The organism is Imperialibacter sp. (genome assembly GCF_040222815.1).
GTDB lineage: Bacteria > Bacteroidota > Bacteroidia > Cytophagales > Cyclobacteriaceae > Imperialibacter.
Genome location: NZ_JAVKCH010000028.1, coordinates 175,007 through 195,444 on the forward strand (window position 1 = coordinate 175,007; position 20,438 = coordinate 195,444).

General features: G+C 45.0%; 17 protein-coding genes and 1 tRNA gene. 8 read left to right on the top strand and 10 right to left on the bottom strand.

What is annotated here, in order from left to right:
* The first annotated feature begins 18 nt into the window (after positions 1 to 18).
* Both RIF36_RS16590 and RIF36_RS16595 read left to right on the top strand, forming a co-directional pair.
* Positions 19 to 804 carry an SAM hydrolase/SAM-dependent halogenase family protein gene (locus RIF36_RS16590; protein WP_350125044.1) on the top strand — a complete coding sequence of 262 codons (786 nt, stop codon included), beginning with the start codon at positions 19 to 21 and terminating at the stop codon, positions 802 to 804.
* 2 nt (positions 805 to 806) lie between these two features.
* Positions 807 to 1,103: a putative quinol monooxygenase gene (locus tag RIF36_RS16595; protein WP_350125047.1), complete on the top strand. Its 297-nt coding sequence runs from the start codon at positions 807 to 809 to the stop codon at positions 1,101 to 1,103.
* 21 nt (positions 1,104 to 1,124) lie between these two features.
* Here the strand turns inward: RIF36_RS16595 and RIF36_RS16600 are convergent.
* Positions 1,125 to 1,208 (bottom strand) — tRNA-Leu (locus RIF36_RS16600).
* Positions 1,209 to 1,557: 349 nt separating this feature from the next.
* Here RIF36_RS16600 and RIF36_RS16605 point away from each other — a divergent pair.
* Positions 1,558 to 2,646 carry a hypothetical protein gene (locus RIF36_RS16605; RefSeq protein ID WP_350125050.1) on the top strand — a complete coding sequence of 363 codons (1,089 nt, stop codon included), beginning with the start codon at positions 1,558 to 1,560 and terminating at the stop codon, positions 2,644 to 2,646.
* A gap of 30 nt (positions 2,647 to 2,676) precedes the next feature.
* Here the strand turns inward: RIF36_RS16605 and RIF36_RS16610 are convergent, their stop codons facing one another.
* The 9 genes from RIF36_RS16610 to RIF36_RS16650 form a co-directional block, all read right to left on the bottom strand.
* A complete protein-coding gene (locus tag RIF36_RS16610; protein ID WP_350125053.1) occupies positions 2,677 to 3,096 on the bottom strand; it encodes a type II toxin-antitoxin system VapC family toxin in 420 nt (139 codons plus the stop codon).
* Positions 3,093 to 3,338: a DUF6364 family protein gene (locus RIF36_RS16615; protein WP_151999526.1), complete on the bottom strand. Its 246-nt coding sequence runs from the start codon at positions 3,336 to 3,338 to the stop codon at positions 3,093 to 3,095. Before RIF36_RS16615 ends, RIF36_RS16610 begins: the two co-directional genes overlap by 4 nt.
* 128 nt (positions 3,339 to 3,466) lie before the next feature.
* Positions 3,467 to 5,140 carry a hypothetical protein gene (locus tag RIF36_RS16620; protein ID WP_350125056.1) on the bottom strand — a complete coding sequence of 558 codons (1,674 nt, stop codon included), beginning with the start codon at positions 5,138 to 5,140 and terminating at the stop codon, positions 3,467 to 3,469.
* 136 nt (positions 5,141 to 5,276) lie between these two features.
* Positions 5,277 to 8,168 carry an AsmA family protein gene (locus tag RIF36_RS16625; protein WP_350125059.1) on the bottom strand — a complete coding sequence of 964 codons (2,892 nt, stop codon included), beginning with the start codon at positions 8,166 to 8,168 and terminating at the stop codon, positions 5,277 to 5,279.
* Positions 8,159 to 8,767, bottom strand: coding sequence for a TetR/AcrR family transcriptional regulator (locus RIF36_RS16630; RefSeq protein WP_350125062.1), 609 nt, complete (start codon positions 8,765 to 8,767; stop codon positions 8,159 to 8,161). The genes RIF36_RS16625 and RIF36_RS16630 overlap by 10 nt, the downstream gene beginning before the upstream one ends.
* Positions 8,768 to 8,816: 49 nt before the next feature.
* On the bottom strand, positions 8,817 to 11,942 hold the full coding sequence (locus RIF36_RS16635) for an efflux RND transporter permease subunit (protein ID WP_350088066.1): 3,126 nt from the start codon (positions 11,940 to 11,942) through the stop codon (positions 8,817 to 8,819).
* Positions 11,943 to 11,960: 18 nt separating this feature from the next.
* Positions 11,961 to 13,025, bottom strand: a complete 1,065-nt coding sequence (locus tag RIF36_RS16640; protein ID WP_350125065.1) for an efflux RND transporter periplasmic adaptor subunit — start codon at positions 13,023 to 13,025, stop codon at positions 11,961 to 11,963.
* Between the two features lie 26 nt (positions 13,026 to 13,051).
* Entirely contained in the window at positions 13,052 to 14,401 is a 1,350-nt protein-coding gene (locus tag RIF36_RS16645) for a TolC family protein (RefSeq protein ID WP_350088072.1), read from the bottom strand.
* Between the two features lie 63 nt (positions 14,402 to 14,464).
* Positions 14,465 to 14,938 (bottom strand): GbsR/MarR family transcriptional regulator, encoded by a 474-nt coding sequence (locus RIF36_RS16650; protein WP_350125068.1) that lies wholly within the window; start codon positions 14,936 to 14,938, stop codon positions 14,465 to 14,467.
* Positions 14,939 to 15,217: 279 nt separating this feature from the next.
* Between RIF36_RS16650 and RIF36_RS16655 the strand changes: the two genes are divergently transcribed.
* The 5 genes from RIF36_RS16655 to RIF36_RS16675 are packed head-to-tail and all read left to right on the top strand — an operon-like array spanning position 15,218 to position 20,097.
* Entirely contained in the window at positions 15,218 to 15,808 is a 591-nt protein-coding gene (locus RIF36_RS16655) for a TetR/AcrR family transcriptional regulator (RefSeq protein WP_350125071.1), read from the top strand.
* A complete protein-coding gene (locus RIF36_RS16660; RefSeq protein ID WP_350096890.1) occupies positions 15,805 to 16,950 on the top strand; it encodes a hypothetical protein in 1,146 nt (381 codons plus the stop codon). The genes RIF36_RS16655 and RIF36_RS16660 overlap by 4 nt, the downstream gene beginning before the upstream one ends.
* 11 nt (positions 16,951 to 16,961) lie before the next feature.
* Positions 16,962 to 17,672 carry an ABC transporter ATP-binding protein gene (locus tag RIF36_RS16665; protein ID WP_350096892.1) on the top strand — a complete coding sequence of 237 codons (711 nt, stop codon included), beginning with the start codon at positions 16,962 to 16,964 and terminating at the stop codon, positions 17,670 to 17,672.
* Positions 17,669 to 18,826 (top strand): ABC transporter permease, encoded by a 1,158-nt coding sequence (locus RIF36_RS16670; protein ID WP_350125074.1) that lies wholly within the window; start codon positions 17,669 to 17,671, stop codon positions 18,824 to 18,826. Before RIF36_RS16665 ends, RIF36_RS16670 begins: the two co-directional genes overlap by 4 nt.
* Entirely contained in the window at positions 18,823 to 20,097 is a 1,275-nt protein-coding gene (locus RIF36_RS16675; RefSeq protein ID WP_350125077.1) for an ABC transporter permease, read from the top strand. Before RIF36_RS16670 ends, RIF36_RS16675 begins: the two co-directional genes overlap by 4 nt.
* Positions 20,098 to 20,438 lie beyond the last annotated feature (341 nt).

The following is a 20,438-nucleotide window of genomic DNA, read 5'->3' on the forward strand; positions in this document are numbered from 1 at the left end:
TTATTTGCGTCTTCCTACATGGCTCTCATCACTTTTCTGTCAGATTTCGGTACGTCAGACCATTACGTGGCAGCAGTGAAGGCAGCAATAATGAGCGTCAACCCTGGATTACAAATAGTTGACATTACCCATGGAGTGGCATCGTGTAACCTTGCAGAGGCCTCCTACCTTCTGGAATCGGTCTTTCGTGATTTCCCTAAGGGTACGGTGCATATGGTGGCCGTGAACTCGACCGGAAAAAGAGAGGACAAACCAGTGGCAGTTAAGCTGGAAGATCACTTCTTCGTAGGGCCCGACAATGGCATATTTAGTCTGATTTCTACGCAAAAGCCAACAGCCATTGTAACACTCGACCTGATCAATAAGAAGAAAACGACTTTCCCAGCCAGAAACATGTATGCGCAGGCCGCCTCTTACCTGGCCAGCGGCAAGTCTATTCATGACCTGGGGAAAATGGTGCCTGAGCTCAATACCCTGATCAAGAAAAAGGGGAAAACGACCAAAAAGCAAATCACCGGCCATGTGATTCATATCGACCATTACGGCAATTTGATCACCAACATTGCTAAAGAAGACTTTGATACCATTATGGAGCTCAACCAGCAAAAAGGCTTCGAAATATCTTTTGGAAGGGAGCGCTCTACTGAAATTCACGAGTCCTATTTCTCCGTAGAAGGAGGCGAATGCTTTTTCATCTTCAACCAATCGGGCTTGCTGGAAATTGGCATCAACAATGGGCATGGGTCGGACCTGCTGGGGCTTCACTACGATTCCCCTGTATTTATCAACTTTGTAACTGAATAGCTATGATTATCAGGATTGTGCGCATGACCTTTCATCCCGATAAAGTCAGCGAGTTCCTGACGATCTTCAACAATTCCAAAAGCAAAATCCGGTATTTTGAGGGCTGTCAGCATTTGGAGCTATGGCAAAGCACGGAGATGCCCAACGCTTTCACCACCTACAGCCACTGGCAAACTGCTGCTGACCTGGAAAACTACAGACATTCAGAGCTATTCAAAACCACCTGGGCGAAGACAAGGGTGCTTTTTGCGGAAAAGCCAATTGCCTCTTCGAATGAAATTATTACCGTAGCAGACTAGGGAAGTGAGATAAGAAAAGAGTACCTGGGGCCGGACTCGAACCGGCATGGGGTTGCCCCCGAAGGTGTTTGAGACCTTTGCGTCTACCAATTTCGCCACCCAGGCTTGAAGTGAAGGAACTACGTTTCGTGTCTCATTCCGAAACGGGATGCAAACATATTAAAGTTTTGAATAAATGCAAAGCGATTTATCGGCGTTAACCAACTAAAAATACGTGTCACCGATGTCTTTAGGCTGGTGCCAGCCACCCTGCAAGTCATGTAACCATCACCTCTCGCCAGAGCTTTTACAACCAGCTTAATATTTAGCCGATGGTTATATCGTATCTTTTGTTTCAACTGAATTTTTTTGAAGTTATTTGAAAAAAAATATACCAGAGAATTAAAATACTTCTGCATATTGGGAGTGGTAATCCTTCGGGAAACCGGCGTTAAAAAAATACCAACCTATCACCATGAACCAGCTATTACTCTGCCTTCTGTTTATTGGCCTGTCGTCAGGCACTTCATTTGCTCAAAAAACCTACGTCGTAAAGCTGAACCCTGACTATATTAATATTCCCAACAGAAGTTTTTATATAGACCAGGTCATCGACAACCGAACCGATAAAAGCCGGATTGGCATTGTGCACAACGGCGCCCAGCGCCTTGCCCAGTTTGAATACGGACTGGAAAACTCACTGGAAGGCTACTTAAAATCTGCTTTTCCTACAACAAACCAGGAGATTCCTATTGTGATGGTGGTCAACCGACTGGAAATTTCCGAAAAGTCGGCAAATGTAGGTGAAGTTGGGTACGCCGACATTTCCGTGGACTTTTTCAATGGCGAAACTAAGCTCTTCAGCACCGATCAACATGTGGAGGTCACCGGCACCGACGTAACCAAACTGCATGAGGCCAACATCAGGGAGGCGGTGGCAAAAAGCCTTTTTGCCTTCGGCGACTCCAACTGGGTGTCGGTAATGCATGGAAAAACGGAAAAGCCCCAACCCTCCAGAAATACTGTACCTGGTTCGGATGCTGCATTGTTCTCGGCCACGCAGCCTGTAAGCGGAGACAACCCTAACTACAAAGCCTCAGAGAGCAAGAATAATTCGACGGCACAAGCTCCTGCGGAATCCCCGGAGGAAGCAACAACTGAAGCCTATACGGAGAATAGAAATATCACGGCGGTGGGTTATCAGATTGGCGGTCTAACACTGATAGGTGTCGACTATGAAATCAGAGCCAGCGACTATTTTGGTGTGCACATGGGAGGTGGTTTGGCTGGATTCACAATAGGATTGAAAATTCACACCAACCCCGAAAAGAACAGTTCATTCTTCAATATAAGCTTCAAAGACGGTGGCTTCGGAAAAATCACCACCCTTGGCTTGGAATTCGGAGGTCGGCTGGTGTTCAGCAAGTCGAGCGACCTCGGTCTCGTTACCCAAATAGGTATTCAAAAAATTCTGTCTATCGACGAAGAATTTGAGAAACAAGTATTCAAAGGAAACGGTGCGCCGCCAGTGATGCTGGCCTTTGGCATTGGGCTTAGTTGGTAGACTGGTTTATCGCCTAAGTAGGGAAGACAATTATGTACTGGTTGAACTCAGGTATTCCGAAGCTGTCATTACTGGGATTTCTGAGGTTTTAAAATCCTTAAGGTCTCTGGTGATGATTGTATCAAGGTTGTTTTCTACAGCAGTATAATATTGTAGTCCGTCTTCAAAATCTTTGAATGCTATGCCATTCAAAGCAAGGCTAATCGTCCTTTCCGACAGGGGTAATACTTTCGTCAGCATCAGAAACCGTCTAATGATCTCTCGGGCTTCATCTGCTCCTTTGAACTTGGCGAGCACATAATTTGTATTGGCAATAGTAAGAGCGCTAACAAAAAGTTTCAGCTTTCCTTTGTCGCCAAGCGAAATAATATGAACTGCACTTTCATAAAATGGCTCTCTTCGGGCTAGTAAATCAAGGACTATGTTAGTGTCTAGCAGTAGCTTTTTCACTTATACTTCTCAAGCAAATAGTCTGTATACCCCTCTTTATAGTCAAAATCACTATCAATTTTAATGACTCCACTTAAGCTTTTTACAAGAGGTGTTATCTCAGCACCCTTTGAGCTTTTACTGGTCAAAGAAGATAAATAGCTTTCTATTAACTTAGACAGGCTGACCTTGTGGGCCTTAGCATATGCCTTGGCTTGCTCTATGATTTCCTTATCAACGTTCAAAGTTAATTTAGTATCCATGGGCATTATGTTACGTGCAAATTTAGGAAATTGTTACGTAACACTCAAGAGATTCGATAAACCTTGCATCGAAATGCTGACCTGCCCAGTACCCTCTCTAGTCGACCAAGGGATAGAAAATTACCAGCTTACTCCCTAATCACCTTCAAATGATCATCATTACCCGTCATTTGCCAGTGTCCCAACGATATTGGGATACATCCTATGGCATTCAGTTGGTCAAAGAAGTCTTTCACTTTGAATGGTTCATTGTTGGCCTCCTTCATTCTGGCAAACTCTGCCATGGCATTTTCCAGTAAATACTTGCCTGTGATGTAGCTGCTGCCATAACCCGGCTGGCGCAGGTATAAATGCTGCTCAAAGAGGAGCAGTTCCTTTTCAGTTTTCATCCAGCCTCTGGGTGTGTATTCAGAGTGAATACCTCCAGCCTCCACGCTGTTCATTTCGTTGGCCTGAGCATAAAGTGACCCCAGTCCCCTGGCGGCCCTTTGCGCAATCATGATATAGACTATTTCCCTTACTCTTGGATCGTCATCGTAGAAGCCTGCCTGCATAAATATCTCCTCCACAGCCGTAGCAGTGCCCTCATTGCGGGAGTCGAAGATATTGTACAACAATGGGCCTTTGCGAATTTCGCTTTCATGTGGTTCGTTGTCCATGCGGGCCAACTCAAACCAGTGATAGAAGTGTGAATACAACGGCCTTGGATCGTAATGCATCCCAATAAGGAAAAAGTTACGCCTTTCTTTCGGTACATAGCTCCCCAGGTGCTCCCTTAGTGCTGGCTCGAAGTAGGGCTTCACCGTTACAATTTCGTCTTGCTCCAGAAACGTCATCATACTAACCGCTGCCTTTTCTGCCATTTCCTTAAACGCCTCCGGAGAGTCAGCAGCGGTGAGCTCAGGCAGGTTGCGGTTGCGGTGTTCTTCCAGTTTCAGAGAAGCCCAGGCACGGGACAGCTCCCTTTTCAGCAGCATCACCTCATCGTCCCATGTGAGGGGTACCAGATGAACATTTTGCAGGTACCATGTGTAATTTTCTTTCCCTACGCCAGACGGGCCGGTTTTTGTATCCACCTTTTCTTCCAGCCATTCAACCAATTCCTCTGTAGACGCAATGCCGTCATTGATGATTTGTACCATGCCGGCGTCGTCCTTTACACCTGGCAGCATCAGCAGCCCCTTCAAGTCTTCGCTTTGTGTGCGAATATCCCTGATGCCCGCTACCCATAGGTCTTTGGCATTACCAGTTAAGTTGATTTTTGCTTGTTCATTAAAAGCTGGAATGACCGATAACTCGTCAAGGAATTGGATTTTGTCTTCTGTGTTAAGTGGAAAGCTGTACTTCCAAACATCTAAAGCGGCATGGTTTGTCGGTCCTTCATGTGCAGGCACGTCGCTGCGTTCCATCCACAGCACTTTGTAAAAAGCAGGATCTCTTTCCCATGGTTTCAATATGTGATGATTGAAGTCGTAGCCGTTCATTTCGGCCCACACAACCATCCAGTCCACCTTTTCTTCGACTGCCCACCCTGTAGTGTCCACAGCCATCAGTCGGCCCTGCAACTGCTCAAACTCCGTCCAGCGCTTTTCGAACGTGGCTGTAGTATAGTCAGGTGCTCCATCCTTCAAAGGCGGGGTTTCGAAGCTCCTCCACTCTTTGAACAACGCCACCAGGTCATCGTATCGTTTGGTTGTTGGCGCAGCGGCGGTGACTACCTCTTGCTGAGGCTGTTCTGGCTGGCAACCGGTAATGAGAATTAACAAAGCAGCAAGCTGAAAAAGGGAGGAACATCTCTTCATTGAAACGATTGGTTATGATAAGTGTCGAATATAGGGAATTTCCAAAATCTGTCAGAGGAGGATTATTGGGACGGCCTTTAGCCGATCTGATAAACAATGTTTGAATACCCTATCACCCGCTGCTATCCACGCTACCTTACCCTCCTTTCTTCTTTAATTTTTCTCTGAGGGCATTTTTTATATTGTCTTTAGCCTCCTCCTTCTTTTCTTCTGCTTTTTCCTTCAGCTCTGCCTTTTTCACCTCAAGCTGTTCTGTAGCTTCTTCTTTGATATCTGCTTTCGCAGTTTCAACCGTGCTTTTCACATGTTCTTTCACTGTCAGGCCCTGGCCGTTTACCAGGCTTACCTGTAGGTCGTCATAACTACCGTTTATTTTGAAGAAAAGGCTTTGCTCAATATTGTTGACAGGAAAATTCAGGTTAGCATCGCATTGGAGTTCTCCGTCAAGACTTGAGGTTCCCCCCAGGGTAAATGAACTTTTGCCGATTGGTAAAGTAAATGGGTCAAAAATCAATCGACCGCTCACGACTTTGCCCTTCATTCTGACATCTCTGATTTCCAGGTCGTCCGAAAGTGCTTGCTTACCTATTCTTGAGATCAATTTTATAAGCTCAACATTTTCGATTCTTGCTACCAACACCCAAACGCTGGCTTCTGCATTGATTGAGTTATAGTCAAGACTAAGACCTTCACCTAAGCCCCCACTCACTTCAAAAGCACCAGAGACCTTTCCCTTCACTTTTTCAGCGATGGGAACAAACCCCTGCAATGGTACAAATGTGTGCAGTGTTTTACTGATATCAATCGCTGTGGCATTTAAACGCAGGTCGTAGAAGGGCTGTCTGCCTTCCCGTAGATCTACGTTTCCATCCATCTTGATTTTGCCGTCCAGGGTAAGTAGGCTTAGGTTTTCGAGAGTAGCCTTTCCGTTCTTTAAGTACACTTTTCCTTCGAAATTAGAAAGGTTTAAACTGGAGTAAACTACCTGTCCAATGGACGTATTCAACACCAGGTTTAAATTGGCAGGAAGTGAAATGGTGGGGCTTTCCTCGTTTTGAGTCGGTTGCGCCGACGACTCAGGTACTAAAGTCATCAATTGATCCACATCCAAATTCGAAGACTTAACAACAAAATTTCCTTTTAGCACAGAATCTGAAAGGGCAAGAAAATAGCCAAGATAGTTCTCAACAACTCCGTTTACGCTGAAATCAGTATTCCCTATGCTTCCCTTAAAGCTGTCCATAGTAAGTCTTTCTGGAGAAACTCCCAATTCAACATTGGTCAGGTTCACATCCAGAGGCAGGGATTTGGTTTTGAGCACAAGGTTTGAAGCGGTCAGCTGCCCGCCTGTCTCAATATCTTGATACTTTGCAGATGCAATTGACGAGAGCTTGCCTGCAGCCTTCAGGTTTTTCAGTCCTATTTGCCCTCCAATAATGGTTTCTGCCTTTTCAGGAATGAGTTTATTGAATTGATCAAAGTTTAACCCCCCACTGGCGTCTAATTCAAAAGAGGGATCGCTCAGATTTTTAAGCCGGGCAAAAACATTGAATTGTTCTTCTCCGAAATTGAAATTGAACCTACTTAGATTGGCGTCAAATTTCTCGAATTCTCCATTCGGCAGGTTGAAACTCAAGGAAAGAGATATGTCCTTCACGGGGAAGGGCACTTTCTCGCTGGCTAGCCGCCCGTTCACAAGGATGGTTTCGAACCTGATAGACGGAAGAACCTTTTTTTCCATGTCTAGTATTCCGTCAACCGAGGCCTCTACACCCAGATTTCCGGCAAAATCTAGCTCCTCAATTGGAAATATCTTTTGGATATCAAGCAAATTGAATTTCACCTTGAGGTTTGACTGAATTGCCAATTTGAGCTGTTTCTTTAAACTAAGGTTGGCTGATATTGGATTATCCCCCAGCTTCATCTCAAAACGTGGCATGTCAAGACTTATATCGCTACTGTCTTTATAGTCCACCCTTAGGTCAATGTTGACGCTGTTGACTGACTCTGGCAGACCATCATATTTAAATATGCCCTCGCTCACATTTAGAGACAGCCCCATCACAGGGAGCGTATTTTCGTTGTAGGTACCATTAATTTCTCCAGCAAAACTTACCTGGCCTTCCGATTTCAATTTACTGAATGACTCATCGTACATAGTCGGGACAACCGAAAGAAGGCTCTTGAATTCAGTGTTTTTAGCTTCAAAATGAATATTGGTGAGGATGTTACCGTTATCTGGGAGTTCCAAAGTGCCATTCACTAACAGCGGGAACTCGTTGAGGGTAACGCTGGTACCGTCGTTGAGTGTGAAAGCAAACTTCTCCATATCAAAGTCTATGCTGAGAGATGCCTTGAGAAGGTAGGCGTTAAAATATTTAATTCCCTCGTAACTCATACTAAAAGCATTTGAGAGCAGGTTAGATTCGATTTTGACCAAGTCGCCCAGCATAGTAGCCGATCCCTCCATATTGAGTGTGTCCATGAGCAAGTCCACACCGAGCCCTTCGTCCCGGTACGTAACCCGACCGGCTGCAATTTCCCAGGATTCTATATCGAGCGCCATTGGGCTAGCCGAGGTGTCTCCGTCATTTGTAGACCCTGACGAGGAATAAATATCGTAATTGGCCTGGCCACTTTTGAGAGTGAAAATATTTACCTTCGGACCATCAAGTCCTATTTTATTTACCTCGATTGCATCTGCAAAAATGACACTCCAAAGGTTCATTTCAAGGCGAAGAGCATCGGAGTGTAGCAACGTGTCCGATTTGAATTCATCCACACCGATGAGCCCGAAATTGTGCATCTCGAGCGTTAGCTGGGGAAAATTTGAAAACACGCTGATCGTCACGTCATCAATGTCAAAATAGACATCTGCTTCGAGCATTTTCTCTATTTCTGTTTCAATGAGTACTTGTATTTCGTTCTTGTATATCCTTGGCACAACGATAGCTAGCGCCATCACAACGAAGAGCAGTGATGCCACCGTTACCAGTAAGGCTTTCAACCCGTTTCTAATCAAATGCATTCCAAAAGTTCAAGCGTGAGTTCATCGTTGCTTTTAACTGCCCCAATGATATTTAATAAGATCATATGTTTGAAAACCTGGTAAGATGCCTCTTCAAACCTGCTGCTTTCAGACATGAAGGCCCGGAAGAGAGTTTTGTGGCATCGTACCAAAGTCTCCACGTCAACCTCTTCATGCAGCATCTGCATGTCTTGAGCCCGTTTCAGCAATAGTTCCACTACTTGATCAGTCTTATTGCTGACCCTATCGTAAATGTCTCTGGCATCCGGGAAGTATTTAGCCGACTGCACCAGGAATAGAGAATTGAGCCTGATAATTTGATCATACCTGTACTTATAAAACCCAATCAACAGTAACAGAGGATTATCTTCTGAACTTTCAAGCTTCTCTGTGTAGGTTCCCCATTCCTTTTCGGTTAGCTCAAGAAGGCTTAAAATCAGCTCTGCTTTGCTTCGAAACTGTTGGTACAGCGTCTTTTTTGATATGGCAGCTACTCTTGCGATCTCATCCATGCTTGCTTTTGCTCCGTATTGAGAGAAAAGAGACAGAGCTATTTTCAGTATTTCAGTGTTGTTCTTCATGACTATTGGTGACTTCATTCTGGAGAGTAAAGGAGAGGGGGAAACTACACCCCCTCTCTGCACTGGCCTACAAGACCTGCTCAACTACTAGCGCAGGGCTTTTCTTAAATTTCCTTTTCGTATAGTCGATGATGATGTCGAACGACAGGTAAGTGACTGGTACCAGGACAATGGTAAAAATCATAGAGCTTGTAAGGCCTCCGATAAGCACTATGGCAAGACCATTTTTCCACTCTGAGCCGGCACCGGTGGCGATGGCGATAGGTATCATGGCGATGACCATTGCGATAGTGGTCATTAGTACTGGTCGGAATCTGGCAACACCAGCTTCCACTACTGCTTCAAAGCTGCCTTTGCCTTCCGCCTTGAGTTGATTGGTGAAGTCGACAATCAAAATGGCGTTCTTGATAACCAGCCCGACCAGCATGATAATCCCAAGGATGGTGAAAATACTGAGGTTTTCGAGTGCCAGAGCCAATGCAAGCAAAGCGCCAATCAATGCCACAGGCACAGAGAACATCACCACGAATGGGTAAACGTAGGAATCGTACAAGGCCACCATGATCAGGTACACCAGCACAATTGACATCAGAAGAGCTACACCAAGGTCGATAAAGGCTTCCTGTTGACTATCGAGGTTACCACCCATGGTAAATTCCACACCATCTGGCATATCCATGGCAGCAATCGCCGCTTGCACATCGGCACCCACGTTTCCCTCGGGCCGCCCGATTATTTGAGAAGTTAGAGTAACGGAGGTCTGCTTGTCGTCTCTTTCCAGCCTGCTTGGCCCGTTCGCAAAAACTACATCGGCAAACTGCTGGAGTTGTATGAGATGTCCTTGGGGGTTCTTAAAAGTTAGTTTTTTAATGTCATCAATATTCCGGCGATCAAATTGGTCTAGCTGTATATTGATATCATACTCATTTTGGCCGTCTCTGTACTTGTTGTCGGTGTTTCCTGAAAATGCATTTTGCATCGTTCCACCCACCACATCCATCGTCAGGCCAAGAAGCGCCATCTTTTCACGATCAACAGACACTGAAATTTCCGGGTTACCGGCATCTACAGTAAGTTCTTCTTCGATTGTACCGGCCACCTTGCTGATCTCCAGCAATGCCTGGTCGGCAAAGGTTAGCACCGTATTTAAGTCGTTTCCTTTCAGGATGACCTGCACTGGTGCAGCGGTTCCACCACCAACCATGCTCACAGGTGTTACGGTAAATTTAGCTCCCACAAAGTCCCTTCTCAACTTCATTTTGATATCCTGGGCATACTCAGCTGAGGAAATTGTTCGCAGATCTGGGCTGATCATTTTGGCATTGATCTCTGCTTTGTAGGCAGTTGTTTGCCCGGCAGAAGAGCCGCCTACCGACCCCACAGATGCGAAAATATTGCTGATCAGGTCGTCTTTTAGCAATAGTTCTTCAACCAAACGTGTTGTCTGATTGGTCTCTTCAAAAGTGCTTTCCTTGGGGAGTTCAATTGTGACGAGAAATTCTCCATTGTCGCCATTTTTCACAAATTCGCTGCCGATCAAACCAACCGAGAAGAGAAAGAATGAGGCAATCACAAGGCTGAAGATGCCAAGTATCGTCCATCTCTTATGTGCGAGTGTCCACTCCAGAAGCGCTTTGTATCCGTTGATAAGCCCGTTAAGGCCAGTTTCAAACCAAATGAGGGGCTTATGCATCCAGTTATTGTTGTTCAATTGGATGGCTTTCGAAAAACGGGATGATAGAAAAGGTGTGAGCGTAAAGGAAACAACGAAACTGATCGCTGTTGCGAAGGCTACCACCAGGGCAAACTGTCTCAACAAGTCAGCAATGATGCCTGTAACAAAGGTGATGGGGACGAATACAACTATGATTGTCAGGGTAATAGACATCACTGAAAGACCTATTTGCTTCCAGGTGTCTTTGGCAGCATCCCAGGCGGATGCTCCTTGGTGCATCCTGGCATGGATATTCTCAATTACGACAATGCTGTCGTCGACCAAAATGCCAACCACTAAGGAAAGTCCCAATAGCGTCATGAGGTTCAACGAGAAGCCCAAAAGGCTCATCACAATGAAAGTGGTCACGATAGACACGGGGATGGAGACCATTACAATAATAGCGTCCCTCAGGCTGTGCAGGAACAGCAGCATAATGAAAGCCACCAGTATCACAGCGATAACCAAATCGTGAATAACTGCATTGGCAGCCTCCAGTGTAAACTCTGAACTGTCCTGAGCGGTGGTGAAAACGAGATTTTCGTCAGCATAGGTGTCTTCCAACTGAGCAATTCGTTTCTTCACGTCTTCAGCTACCTGCACTGTGTTGCCATCAGACTGCTTGGAGATCAGGAGGCCTATGCTGTTGGTGCCGTTGATTCTCGACAGCGAGGAAGTTTCTTTTTCTGTATCAAGTACCTCAGCTATGTCCTTGATAAGAATAGGGGCAGCGCCGGTGCTGGTTTGTATGGCCAGGTTCTCGATGTCTCTGACACTTTGAAATTTACCGCTGAGTCTCACAAGTACTTGCTGCTCATCGTCTTTTATCTTTCCTGTAGGAAAGTCGAGGTTAGCGCCTGTGATTGCCTGCGTCACCTGCAAGATTGACAAATTGAACGCACTCAGTTTATCTCCATCGACGTTGATTTTTATCTCTCTTTCGACACCGCCAATCATTTCAACCTTGGCGACACCATCAATCCGACTCAGGGTCTCCTTTACATTTTCTTCGACAAACTCATTGAACAGCACAGGTGAAATATTAGACGAAACACCCAAACGCATGATTGGCAATTCATCCAGAGAAAATTTTTGCACTGTTGGTTGCTCTGCCTGGTCAGGCAGAGAGGAAAGTATATTGCTCATCTTCCGTTGCGCATCTTGCAAGATAAGATCCACGTCAGAGCCATACTTTAGCTGTATGGTAACCGAAGAAACACTTTCCATCGAGATGGATTTGATACTTTCAACTCCTTCAAGCGAGGATACAGCATCTTCCACTTTGATAGTTACCGCATTTTCAACCTCACCGGGTGAAGCACCTGGATATACTGTTACTATACTTAAAACAGGAGAGGTGATTTTTGGCAGAAGTTCGTAGCTAAGGGTAGTGTAGCTGATAATTCCAAGGAGGGTAAGTATTGTAAAAAGTACTACCACCAAAGTGGGTCTTTTTACCGATAGTTCTGTTATTGACATGATTTTGTGTTTTAAAAATTAATTGGCCACTCTTATTTCCGCCTGGTCTGTCAGGTTGATCTGACCGCTAACAACCACTACTTCGTTTTCAAGCAGACCTTTTAGTACTTCCAGATTGTCGTTGAGCTTGGCACCAACCACGATAGATCTCAAGACTACTTTGTTACCTGAGACCAAATAAACTTTCGCATCCTTCAAACTTCCCACAATAGCTCTTCGTGGAATTACTAGTGCATCCTGGCCTCCGGCAAGAGACCTAAATGATGCTTTTCCAAACATCCCGGACCTCAAAGGGTTCATTTTATCATTTACCACCAAAATGGTCACTTTATACTTCCTCGAATCGTCAGCTTTATAGGAGATATGTTCAATCTTTCCCTTATAGGATTTCAAGGGATAGGCGTCAGTCATTATTTCTACCTCACGACCTTCCTTCACTATGTTCAGGTCGGACTCGGAAACGTTGATGATGAAGTTTAATAGATCCACGCTAATTATCTCCGCTACTTTCGTACCTGGCATTACAAATTCGCCTTCTTCTACAAACACGTCATTCACAAGGCCGCTGATAGGAGATTTGAGGTTGGTGAATCTCAGCTGCTGATTGATTGACTCAATGTTTGCTTCCGCATTTTTTACTGCCAGAGCAACTTCTTCTATTTGCTGCTTACTTACAGCTCCTGTTGCCTCAAGGCGTTTAAAGCGCTCAAGGTCTTTGGCAGCCTTCTCATACGCACCTTTTGATGAGGTCAACTGGGCTTGCAATGAGGCATCACCAATTTTCAATACCATGGTACCTTTGCCAACACGATCACCCTCACTTATTGCTATTTTTGTTACTGTTCCCTGACTTTCTGCGACTAAAGAGATGCTTTCGTTCGCTTCAAATACACCTGTCAGCATCTGTTCACTGCTGATGTCTTCCCTGCGCACACTTTGTGTTTTTACGGGGATGGCAAATGACACTTCAGTCGTTTCCAATTCACGGGCATCCACCACTTTTTTATTGGCAAAGAGTTTCCAGCCTATAAAGACGGCTACCACAGCGCACACTCCGATGAATGATATTTTTCTGTAATTCATTGTATTTCTATTTAGAATTTTTGAGACTATTGATTGTTGATATCTATATTTTCCACTATCTGAGCTAACTGGCCACTTGCTTTCAAATGATCGAGTTCAGCAAGCTTTAACTGCAACAGATTGGTGAGGTAATTTGCCTGAGCTTCCAGCAGACTATTTTCTGCATCGAGCAATTCTGAAAGTGGGCTTACGCCTTCCTGAAAGCTCTCCGTGGTTGCTTCATATACATCCTGGGCTAGCACCATATTGGCTTTCTGGGCCGAAGCCTGCTTTCGACTGAGCCTTATTCTGCTCTCAGCATTTTGGTAATTCATATTGATGTTGTGCTCAAGGTATTTCTTGTCTTCGAGCACCTGCTTTGTTTCAATTTGTGCGATCTGGAGCTTGTTTCTTCTTTGGAAGCCATCAAAGACGGGGATACTTACACTCAGCCCCCAAGTGCCATTGTTGAAAGAATTGTAGTTTGCACCTGAAAATTTGAAGTCATTTGTCTGACCGGTGTACCCGAAGTTCATAAAGGCGTTAAGGGATGGCACGTAGGCTGCTTTCTCATATTTTTCATTGATGAGGGAAAGGTTTTCCTGCTGCAATAGCTGCCTGTATTGGATGTTACTTTCTAGTGAAAGCTCGTCTTGAAGAATGATTTTATTGTCAGTAATTAGGTCGCTGGTCAACACTAATTCTGTCGACTGATCAATGCTCAGGTGAAATTTCAACAGGTTGGTGAGCTGGTCGAGGTTATATCCGACCTCTAAAAGCTGGGTTTCTGTATTCTGGAAGTTTACCGCCAGTTGTTTGACACTGTTCTCCTTGATGATACCGTTATCGAATTGTGCTTTTGAGTTCTGATACAGTCTGTCAACTCTCTCAAGATTGCTCTTAACAAGCTCCCTCTGTTGCCTGGTTACCTGGATTTGTAAATAGGCCTGCGAAACGTTATAAACAAGCTCCTCTTTTGAAGATAGCTCACCGTAGTGCATCAGTGCTTCGAGGGAAGCTGCGCTTTTCACACCCGCAATCAACTGCTGGTTATAAATGACCTGAGACGCCTCCAGCCCTGCACTTACTCCGTACCTCACACCAAATTTTACTGGAATGGTTGTACCGGGTTGACCAAAAACCTCCCCGGGTAGCTGTTGCTCTGGTAGTGCAAAATTGTCGGTGAACTGGCTACTGGCCTTTACCTGAGGAAGGTAGCCGCCTACGGCCTGTCTGGCTTGTGCCTGTGCTATTTCTTTCTCATACCCTGCTTTTTTCAGCAATGGGCTATTCTCGATCGCCATCAGCACTGCGTCCTCAAGGGACAGTTGATACGAGGCTGGCTGCGCCTGGCTAAGCAGTGGAACAATAAGTAGAAAATAAATGATTCTTTTCATTCTGTATTATATTTATTATTATATTTAGTTCTGAAGTAAAAGAACCAATTGAGGTAAATTTTTTTACCTCGCTTGCTTCCATTTTTCAAAAGCATCCTTTACCGATGCCCTATAGAATTCCAGGAAATTGACCAAATGTTTCATGTGTGAATTGAACTCTGTCGTTTCACCGGTACGCTCTCTGAGAATTTCTGACAAGATATCTGACATTTGCTTGACATCTTGCGACTGTTCCATGAACTGCTCTTCCCACTTATGCATCATCGTTCGGAAGTAGCGTTTTCTGTCTCCCGACTTGGTAATATATTCTATCCTGTTAGTTTGAAGCAGGAAATTGATCACATTGCTGGTAGCACTTTTACTTAGCTTCAGGGTCTCCATAATCTGGTCAAAGGTAAGCGCAGTTTCATCAGAAACTAGCAACAAGGCCTGCACCCTGGCCGCTGCAGGAGAAGCGCCGTATTTCTCTATCTGAACACCCATCTTTTCGATAAGCTCGCTTTGTTTGTCAGATAATTTGATTGTTTCGCTTGTCATGTATTAGTATTAACGGCACAAACATACAAAGGTTTTATTAGTTCTGAAAAAAGTGAACTAAGTATTTTTCCATCACTCCAAGTACTCATCGAGGCCGGAAGGTTTTTCAATAAACAAATTGACCACAAAATCTACTGCTTTAGGCGCCAGTAACACTTTTTACATAGGATTGGGGAGCTTCCAAGAGGTAAATCGTTGCCGCTAATGAAAATAAATGTGACTAATATGAGCTAATTGTTACATTATCCGTATTTTTATATACAAATAGTAACTTTTTAAATGGAAAGTCGAGAAAAGAACAAAAGCTATTTATCCATCATTAGTGCTGCAAGGGACTTGCTTTGGAAGTTCGGGATCAAAAAAGTGACCGTCGAAGAGATATGCCAGGAAGCCGGTGTTAGCAAAATGACTTTTTACAGACTTTTTGTCAATAAGGCTGATGTAGCTGAGAAAGTGCTTTCGGGTGAGTTGGAGGCTGGTCTTTCCACATACAAAGACATCATGCGGCTCGATGCACCTTACGGAGAGAAAGTCAGACAGTTAATTAAACTAAAGCACGACAGCACGAGGGGCATAGGCAGCGAATTTTTGAAGGATATTTACCAAAATGGTGATGGGAACCTCAGAAGGGTATTTGAAGAATACAGCACGCAAAGCACCAGGCTATTTCGAGAAGATTTAATTGAGGCTCAAAAGAGTGGGTGGATAAGAGCAGATCTGAATATTGACTTTCTCATGTATGTGCTCAATGATATGAGCAACAAACTGGTCGATGAGCATTTGTCGGGGATATACCCAAACACTCAGGATTTGATCATGGAATTAACGAACTTAATTTTTTATGGGATTCTTTCTGACACGTCAAAATGAAAGGGCTTACAACTATACTACTCTTAACAGTCTTTGCCACTTTCTGGGAAAAGTCCTTTGGTCAGGAGTACAATAAGTTGATTTTTGATGGCCAAGTCTCCGCTTACGCCAATTATAATCGAGATAGTAAACTTAACTTTTCTACAGGAGGCCGTTACATTCCCCAGCTTAATTACGCTTTGAAGCTGGATTCCACAGTGGTGCTGGATTTTGAAGCTTCAGCCAATATTTATGGCTCTTTTGATTTCCACGCATTTGATTCGTCATATACAGACGGCAATATTCAGCCTTACAGGATATGGACCCGGATTACAGGCAGGCAATATGAGGTGAGGGTCGGATTGCAAAAGATTGACTTCGGTTCTTCCACATTGCTTCGCCCCCTGCAGTGGTTCAACCAAATAGACCCCAGAGACCCTTTGAAACTTACCTATGGAGTTTATGGTGCCCTGGGCAGGTATTACTTTCTGAACAACGCCAATGTGTGGTTTTGGGTGCTGGCGGGCAATGAAAAAACGAGAGGGTTCGATGCAGTAAAGACTTACAGGAAACACCCGGAGTTTGGAGGCAGGGTTCAGTACCCGGTTTCCAGAGGAGAGTTGGCAGTTTCCTATCATCACCGTACCTCGAACGCAGCTGAGCTTTTAGACAGCCCGCTTTACGAAAAGGTGCCTGAGGACAGAGTAGGAATAGATGGGAAATGGGATTTAGGTGTGGGACTATGGTTTGAAACCTCGTTTACCCATAAGTACAAGCAGTTGGATCAACTTACCAATCAGTCGCTGTTCAATCTTGGCACCGACTACACTTTTGGCATTGGAAGTGGCTTGAACGTAGTTGTTGAGCACTTGACCATGTCTTTCGACTCCCAGGTGCTTCGCTTCAGCAATACCACCAATATAACGGCCACCAACATCTCCTATCCACTGGGGCTGTTTGATACAATTAGTGCAGTTTACTACTACAACTGGACTACTACCGACTACAATGTCTTTATTAATTACTCTCATAGCTTCAGAAAAGTGACCGGTTATCTGATGGCCTACTACAATTCAGGAAGTCCGCAGGGTATTCAGGAAAACGAACTTGTACAATCTCCAACAGGGCCGGGCATCCGACTGCTGCTGGTATATAACCATTAAATTTTGCTACGATGAAAGATAAAATCATATCGATTAACAGTGTAACGAAGCGATTCCCCGTTGGCAACGGAGAGTTTACGGCATTGAGCAACATCAACCTTCAAATTGGCAGAGGAGAATTTGCTGGCTTGGTGGGACCCAGTGGGTCTGGAAAAACTACGCTCCTCAACATCATTGGGTCGCTCGATAGTCCAACTGAAGGCAAAGCTGAGGTAATGGGGCGAAGCATTTCCGAATTGTCGCACAAAGAGTCGGCACGGCTCAGAAACCTACATATTGGGTTCATTTTCCAGGTATACAACTTGCTGCCAGTGTATACGGTATTTGAAAATGTAGAATTCGCACTCATTTTGCAAGACATAGCTCCAGCAGAAAGAAAGAAGCGGGTGATGGAAGCGCTTGAATGGGTGGGACTTGAGAGCATGGCCGAAAAGAAGCCGGATAAGCTTTCAGGTGGTGAAGGCCAGCGTGTAGCCATCGCCAGGGCCATGGTGAAGCGGCCGGAAATATTGCTGGCCGATGAGCCTACAGCCAACCTCGATGCCAAAAATGCACACCACATCATGAAAACCATGAAGAAGCTCAATGAGGAATTGAAAACTACATTCCTTTTTTCGACTCACGATGAAAAGGTGATGAGCTACCTGGATCGGCTGATTCACCTTGAAGATGGCAAGCTGGCACAAGATGAGATTGTAGAACACGAAATGAGCAAACAATGAAACTATCATTCCAATTAGCTTACAAAAACCTAATAGGGGCTGGTTTAAGAACCTGGCTCAATGTGGCGGTGCTTTCCTTTGCCTTTGTGATCATCATATTTTTCAATGGAGTGATAGATGGCTGGAACCAGCAGGCAAGGATCGAGGGCGTGAAGTGGGAATACGGCCATGGCCAACTGCTCAACGAAAACTATGATCCTTTTGATCCCTTCTCTATGCAAGACGGACACGATGTTTTTCCGAAGGAGGCAGCAGGAAATTTAACCCCCATATTAATCCGACAAGCCACCATTTATCCTGAGGGGCGAATGGTGTCGGTGGTGCTGAAGGGAATTGATGCTGATCAAAGCGTTCTGGAATTGCCCACAAAGTTACTTCAGGCGAGCGATGCTGAAATTCCTTGTATTATCGGAAAGCGTATGGCCGCTTCGGCTAATTTGAAGGTGGGTGATCAGGTGTTGATGCGCTGGCGTGACGGCAACGGCACATTCGATGCAGCAAACATAACAGTGGCCGGGATATTCGATACCGACGTAGGCACAGTGGACAACGGACAGATATGGATGGCAATTGATAAGCTGTGGGACATGACTGGACTAGACGGACACGCCACTATGTTCGTTGCCAGCGAAGGATACGAACACAAGCTGATCCAGGGTTGGAAGTTTGACAGTCAGGAGGAGCTTTTAAGTGAGTTGAGCAAAATTATTGAAATGAAGAAAACGAGCAGTTCCATTATGTATGTGCTGCTGCTGGCCATTGCACTGTTGGCCATTTTCGACACCCAGGTGCTTTCTATTTTCCGAAGGCAAAAGGAAATCGGGACTTACGTAGCCCTGGGCATGACAAGGATGCAGGTGGTGGGCTTGTTCACCGTAGAAGGTAGTATGTACAGTCTCTTCGCTATGGTGGTGGGCTGCCTGTATGGGATTCCGTTCTTTATTTACATGGCCAATACAGGTATAGCCATTCCAGCACCCACTCAGGAAATGGGAGTGACGATTGGAGAAAGAATTTTTCCAGCCTTTGGTGCGGGTTTAGTGTTTGGCACTACGCTTTTGGTCGTTATTTCAGCCACCATTGTGAGTTTTCTCCCAACAAGACGAATCGCTAAAATGGATCCTGTCACCGCTTTAAAAGGAAAATTAATATGATACGATTTCTGTTGAAAGGCATATTGAGGGACAAGAGCCGTAGTTTTTTACCAATCGTTATTATCACCATTGGCGTGTCACTCACAGTATTGCTGAGTGGATATATGAAAGGCGTGATGGGCGACCTCATCGACCAGAGTGCCCGATTTGATACAGGTCATTTAAAAGTGATGACCAGGGCTTACAACATCAATAAGGATCAGTTGCCTAATGACCTGGCTTTGTTGGATGTAAATGAGCTCGTTCAGTCTTTGTCGGCGACGTTTCCGGATGTGCAATGGGTTAAGCGCATCAAGTTTGGAGGCATACTTGACGTACCGGATGCGCAAGGACAAACGACGGGGCAGGGACCGGCCACAGGAATGGCCCTCGAAATACTATCGGGCCGAAGTGGAGAGCTGGAAAGACTTAACATCCTCAGCTCCATGGTGACCGGCGCTGTACCAAAAAAGCCGGGAGAGGTGATTGTCGGGCATGATTTTGCAGAAAAGCTGAAGCTTGAAGTCGGTGATGAGATCACCTATTTTGGATCTACTATGAATGGAAGTATGGCTTTCAAAAACTTCTCCATTTGTGGCACCATTCGGTTTGGCACGGCGGCTATGGACAGGGGAGCGCTTATTATCGATATTGCTGATGCTCAGGAAATGCTGGACATGGAGAATGGTGTCGGTGAGGTGCTGGGCTTCCTGAATGGAGGTGTTTATTCAGATGAAAGGGCAACGATTATCAGCGAGCAGTTCAACGCTGATTTTGTCAACAATACTGATGAGTTTGCACCCATCATGCTGAGGTTGAAAGACCAAAATGGCCTCTCTGACTATCTCGACTATGTGGACATGTTTTCCGGATTGTTTGTAGCCATTTTTGTGATGGCCATGTCGGTAGTGTTATGGAACACTGGCTTGCTGGGTGGCCTGCGGCGATACAAAGAGTTTGGGATCAGGCTGGCTCTTGGCGAGTCAAAGGGGCAAATATACCGCTCCCTGATCTACGAGGCTTTCCTAATTGGGGCAATTGGATCGGTTGTTGGCACAATCATTGGCGTATCAGTCACCCTGTACTTACAAGTATATGGGATAGACATCAGCGGAGCACTCTCAAACTCCAGCATGATGATGCCATCTGTACTGCGGGCAAAATTCACAATGAATCTGCTTTATATTGGGTTCATACCAGGCTTGTTTGCCATGATGTTTGGCAATATGCTCTCTGGCATTGGAGTCTATAAGCGGGAAACTGCTACTCTTTTCAAAGAGCTTGAGGTTTAAATTTTAACAAGATCAAAACATGAAATAGCCATAAGGAATACCCTACCCAACGGACCGGCGTGGAACGATGAATAACCAGTCAACAGACTACGATCTATTCCGTAATGGTACAGGCTATTCCCGCTTCGGCGGACCGATCTGGCCTCTAAAAAGTAAATTTTATACAGATGAAATCTCCATGGGCGGCTTTAGCGCACCCAAACGAAAATGAATATTTAGTAACTTTCAAGGGTTATCGAAACCCTTGAAAATTATATGGAAACGGGAGAAGTAGCTTTTGAACAAATAGTAAAGGTCGGCTGTGGCCTTGACGTACATCAGGCGGTGATCGTAGCGACGAT